Below are 5415 nucleotides of genomic sequence, written 5' to 3'. Positions count from 1 at the left end.
GTGGTGGAGATGGAGCGTGGCTTCCTCTTCATCATGTCGATCTCGGACGGTTCCTCACTGGCCGTCCTCGCCCACCCGGAGGCCGACATCGGCCTGGTTGGGTACGAGATGGCCCTTCTTGTCGACCGCGCGGGGACGGTCCTCACCCCGGACCTCCGTGCGGAGCTGCAGGGAAGCCTGCTCAACTAGTTCCCGAACACGAGACAGACCGTGCGCATTGCGGCTCCGCGCCATTAAGGTGCGGGGACGCGGTGCCCGCTCGGGAGCCGAGGCAGTAACTGGCAAGTGTGGCCCGCTAGTCCGTGAGCCGGAGGAGGAATCGTGACAACGCCCCCAGGCGGTCCGTCGTACGGCAATGGCCGTGACCAGCAGCTTCCGGGGTCTCCCCTGAAGCGCTTCAATTTCCCCTCCGCGCCCAGCGAGCACGTGCGGGCACAGCAGCCCCAGCCGTCGCGCGAGCCGGAGGGGCAGCCGCCACAGCCTCCGCACCAGCACCGCGCGCCCCAGCACCAGCAGCACCAGCAGCAGACGCCGCGCGCGCCCTCCCGTACCCAGCCGGCGCAGCCGCCCCGTCCCCGGCCGCCCGAGACCGGCGATGCGGGAGGCGGCCGGGTCGAGCCGCAGCAGCTGGTGCGCCCGTACGCCATGACGGGCGGCCGTACGCGCCCCCGCTACCAGCTCGCCATCGAGGCGCTGGTCCACACCACGGCGGAGTTCGCCCAGCTCCAGGGCCAGCTGCCCGAGCACCAGCGGATCTGCCGCCTCTGCTACGAGATCAAATCGGTCGCCGAGATCTCGGCGCTGCTCTCCATTCCCCTCGGCGTCGCCCGGATTCTCGTCGCCGACCTGGCCGAGGCCGGGCTCGTCGCCATCCACCAGCCTGGTGGCGACGAATCGACCGCCGATGGCCAGCCAGATGTGACACTGCTCGAAAGGGTGCTCAGTGGACTTCGCAAGCTCTAGCGGCGGTGCGGCTGCCCGCTCCACGACCTCGGCCAAGATTGTGGTGGCTGGTGGGTTCGGTGTGGGGAAGACGACCTTCGTGGGTGCGGTCTCGGAGATCAATCCGCTGCGTACGGAGGCGGTGATGACGTCGGCGTCTGCGGGGATCGATGATCTGACGCATACGGCGGACAAGACGACGACGACTGTGGCGATGGATTTTGGTCGGATCACGTTGGATCAGGATCTGATTCTGTATTTGTTCGGTACGCCGGGTCAGGATCGTTTCTGGTTCATGTGGGATGACTTGGTGCGTGGTGCGATCGGTGCGGTGGTGCTGGTGGACACGCGTCGGTTGGCGGACTGTTTTCCGGCGGTGGATTATTTCGAGAATTCGGGTCTGCCGTTCGTGATCGCGTTGAACGGGTTTGACGGGCATCAGCCGTATACGCCGGAGGAGGTGCGGGAGGCGTTGCAGATCGGTCCGGACGCGCCGATCATCACGACCGATGCCCGGCACCGCGCCGACGCAAAGAGCGGATTGATCACTCTCGTCGAGCACGCGCTCCTCGCCCGCCTCAAGTAACACGGACGAACACGTAGCCACCCCGCGGACCGAGTTCCTCACCGCGGGTGTGTTCTTCGTCATGCCCTCATACGGTTTCCCTAACGGTTCGGCAGGCGATTCGGCCTGCCGAACCACTGCCGGCGAGCGGAACACTTCACTCTGCGCATGACTCTATCCATCTTTGTCGCCTGTTAGTGGCTATGTCCCTTTTTGCCTCGCGACTGTGGTCACGAAATCACAGTGACGTCAAGTGTTTGGTGCCGGACGCCTTGGCGTGCTGAAATTCGTTGAACTCATCAGTAGCCACGGCTTGAGCGAAGTCGGCGGGCCGGACGCCGAGAGGTAGAAGTCGAGTGAGGCGCACCAAGAGGGGCCCTGACCAGCAACCCGAGGGTGAGTCGCGGGGCAATTTCACCCCGCCGCCCCGCACCGTGACGGGTCAGCCCGACATCTCCGCGCCGCCGGGCACCGGCGGCAGCCGGTTCGCGGTGCGGAACTGGCGGGTGCCCACCCGTCTGAACGCCATCCTCCTCATTCCGGTGCTCGTCGCGCTCGTCTTTGGGGGCGTCCGCGTCCAGGACTCCATCGAGACCTGGAACGAGGCGGAGGATGCCCGGCACATCGCCGAACTGGTCGAGGCCGCGGCGGACTACAGCCATGCCCTGACCAACGAACGGGACCGCACGGCCGAGCCGCTGCTGAGCGGTGATCCGGACAGCGCGGCGATCAACACCGTCCGCGACGCCACCGACCGGGCCAAGCGCGCCTTCGACGAGCGCGCCGAGGCACTGCCCGACAAGCCCGCTCTCAAGAGGCGCCTCGCCGCCTTGCGGGAGGCCGAGCCGGGGCTCCCCGCGCTGCGCCAGGCGGCGTACACGGACCGGCTCGACGGAGTCGAGACGGAGGAGGGGTACGTCAAGGTCCAGCACCCCCTGATGGAGTTCGCCAACGACCTGGGCCTGGGCACCGGCAACGTCACCGCGTACGGCCGTGCCGTCTACGCGATCTCCCTGGCCAAGTCTGCAGAATCGCTTCAGCGCTCCATCGGCATGCACCTGCTCGTCAAGCCCGGCCCGTCCGAGAAGAGCCGGAAGAAGCAGCTCACGGCCCTCGACTCGTACCACTACATGGAGAACATCGCTCTCGAGGAGTACGTGTCCGGCAGCCGGCCCGAGGACGTCGAGCTGCTCAAGAGCCAGCTCGCCTCGGTCAAGGCCGAGGGCGCGCGGAAGTCCGCCGCGGCGAAGGCGGATGCCGAGGCGGCCGGGCGCGCCTACTCCGCGCCGCCGGGCCTGGAGAAGATGGTCACCGCCATCGCGAGCGGTTCGCGCGCGAGCACGCTCAAGGACGACGGGATCACCCCCGAGAGCTACTTCAGCGCCTCGACCGCCAAGTTCGACGCCTACCGCACCATCGAGAAGAAGCTCGCGGGCGACGCGGTGCGGGAGGCCGAGCAGATCTCCGCGGACGCCAAGCGCGACGCCTTCATCAACGGCGGCACCGTCCTGGCCGCGCTGCTGCTGGCCTTCGTCGTCGCGGGCCTGATGGCCCGCTCCATGAGCCGCAGCATGCGGGCCCTGCGCAACGCGGCGTTCGAGGTGGCCGAGCAGCGCCTGCCGATGCTGGTCGACCAGCTCTCGCGTACCGAGCCCGGACGCGTCGACACCCGGGTGCGGCCGATCCCCCTGGACAGCCGGGACGAGATCGGAGAGGTCGCCCGCGCCTTCGACCAGGTGCACCGGGAGGCCGTCCGGCTCGCGGCGGAGCAGGCCCTGCTGCGGGGCAACGTCAACGCGATCTTCACCAACCTCTCCAGCCGGAACCAGGGGCTCATCGAGCGGCAGCTCGACCTGATCACGGACCTGGAGAACAACGAAGCCGAGCCGGAGCAGTTGGAGAGCCTCTTCCGGCTGGACCATCTCGCCACCCGCATGCGCAGGAACGGCGAGAACCTGCTGGTCCTCGCGGGGGAGGAGCCGGGCCGCCGGTGGAACCAGCCCGTGCCGCTGGTCGACATCCTGCGCGCCGCCTCCTCGGAGGTCGAGCACTACGCGCGCATCTCGCTCTCCGGGGTCCCGGACAGCGAGATCCACGGCGCCGCGGTGACCGACCTCGTGCACCTGCTCGCCGAGCTGCTGGAGAACGCGACCTCCTTCTCCTCCCCGCAGACCAAGGTCGAGGTCACCGCGACCCGGCTGCCGGACGGGCGGGTGATGATCGAGATCCATGACAAGGGCATCGGCCTGACGGCCGAGGACTTCGCCGACATCAACCACAAGCTCGCCAACCCGCCCACGGTGGACGCCGCGATCTCGCAGCGCATGGGCCTCTTCGTGGTCGGCCGCCTCGCCAACCGGCACAGCATCCGCGTCCAGCTGCGGCCCTCGGGAGAGGCGGCGGGCACCACCTCGCTGGTCATGCTCCCGGAGGCGATCACGCGCGGCGGCGGCGGCGACACGGGGCAGGACGACTTCACCGTCTCCCGGATCGTGGAGGAGCAGCCCGGTGAGGCCGTGCAGCCCCACGAGGCGCCGTCGGTCTTCGACAGCAGTCTGCCTTCCGCGGCGGAGCTGGGCTTCGACGACTCCCGCTACCGTCCCGGCGACTCCGGCCAGGCCCTGTCGGCGTTCGACTCCGTCAACCGCTCGCTGCAGCGGAAGGAGCGGCAGGCGGCGGTCGAGGCGCGGCAGCAGGAGCCCGGCCGGCAGCTCGCGCCGCCCGGACAGGACCACGGCCGGCCGGGAGAGCAGGGGCTGCCGCCCCAGCCGGGGCAGGGGGCCGTACCCGCCCAGCCGGGCCCGGAGGAATTCGGCCAAGGTTCGCCGGTGTACGGCCAGATCGGGCCGGACCAGCAGCCTTACGGCCAAGACGTCCACGGCGGCACCGGGCACCCGCCGGCCGGATACCCCCAGGCCGGACATCCGGGTGACGCGTACGGTGCGTCCGGTTACGACCGCTCCGGTTACGGCCAGGCCGGGTATGACCACGACGGTTACCTCCCGGATGGATTTGGTCAGACCAGTAACGCTCAGTCTGGTAACGATCATGCGGCGCATGAGCGCCCCGATCAGCCCTCCGCCGCAGCCCCGGGTTACGTTCCGCTGCAGCCCTCCTACGGACAGCAGCAGCCGTCCCACCCACAAGCGGAATCCGTTGACGAGAGTTCCGGCGATACCGGGAACCGCGTAGGCTTCGAACGACCAGGCCCCTCTCCGAGCAGCATCGGCCCCACGACCGGCGCAGGACTGCCGCGCCGCGACCTGGGCCGACCGCACTGGGAGGAAGGTCCGGAAGCGCAGCAACCACCTCAAACGGAATCTCCGGATCAGGCGTCGCAGCAGTCCACGCCAGCACTGCCGGACACCTCGGAGAGCGCTCAGTCCGCGTGGGCCTCGGCGAACGACGAGCGCCGGGACCGAGCAGGCAGACTGCGTGCACCGGAGGCAGGCGGAGTCACCGACTCCGGCCTCCCCCGGCGGGTGCCCAGAGCCAACCTGGTCGAGGGCACGGCGGAGCAGAGCCCTCAGGGCGGTCCGCAGATCTCCCGGTCCCCGGAGGATGTGCGCGGCAGACTGAGTAACCTGCATCGCGGTGTCCGGCGGGGACGAACCGCCGGAGACACCACCCAGAACGACCGACAGGGCTTCGGCCCCGGCAGCACCTACGATCAGGAGCGTTAGTGTGAGCCCGATGAGCCAGGCGGCGCAGAACCTGAACTGGTTGATCACCAACTTCGTGGACAACACCCCCGGTGTCTCCCACACAGTGGTGGTCTCCGCCGACGGACTGCTCCTTGCGTTGTCCGAGGGCTTCCCGCGTGACCGTGCCGATCAGCTGGCGGCGGTGGCGTCGGGGTTGACCTCGCTGACGGCGGGGGCGTCCCGGATTTTCGAGGGCGGTGCGGT

The 5415-nt window shown here is 69.0% G+C and carries 5 protein-coding genes; all 5 read left to right on the top strand.

Going from position 1 to position 5415, the window contains the following annotated elements:
- The coding region (locus H299_RS0123615; RefSeq protein ID WP_027750421.1) for a hypothetical protein at positions 1-189 on the top strand (189 nt) is incomplete at its 5' end.
- A 132-nt stretch (positions 190-321) separates the two neighbouring features.
- Entirely contained in the window at positions 322-963 is a 642-nt protein-coding gene (locus tag H299_RS0123610; RefSeq protein WP_027750420.1) for a DUF742 domain-containing protein, read from the top strand.
- Positions 944-1528, top strand: a complete 585-nt coding sequence (locus H299_RS0123605; protein ID WP_078512993.1) for an ATP/GTP-binding protein — start codon at positions 944-946, stop codon at positions 1526-1528. The genes H299_RS0123610 and H299_RS0123605 overlap by 20 nt, the downstream gene beginning before the upstream one ends.
- 335 nt (positions 1529-1863) lie before the next feature.
- On the top strand, positions 1864-5190 hold the full coding sequence (locus H299_RS0123600) for a nitrate- and nitrite sensing domain-containing protein (protein ID WP_027750418.1): 3327 nt from the start codon (positions 1864-1866) through the stop codon (positions 5188-5190).
- A 1-nt stretch (position 5191) separates the two neighbouring features.
- The coding region (locus H299_RS0123595) for a roadblock/LC7 domain-containing protein (protein ID WP_027750417.1) at positions 5192-5415 on the top strand (224 nt) is incomplete at its 3' end.

Source organism: Streptomyces sp. CNH287 (assembly GCF_000424825.1).
The sequence above is the reverse complement of the archived record's forward strand: the minus strand, read 5'-3'. Positions and strand labels throughout refer to the sequence as shown.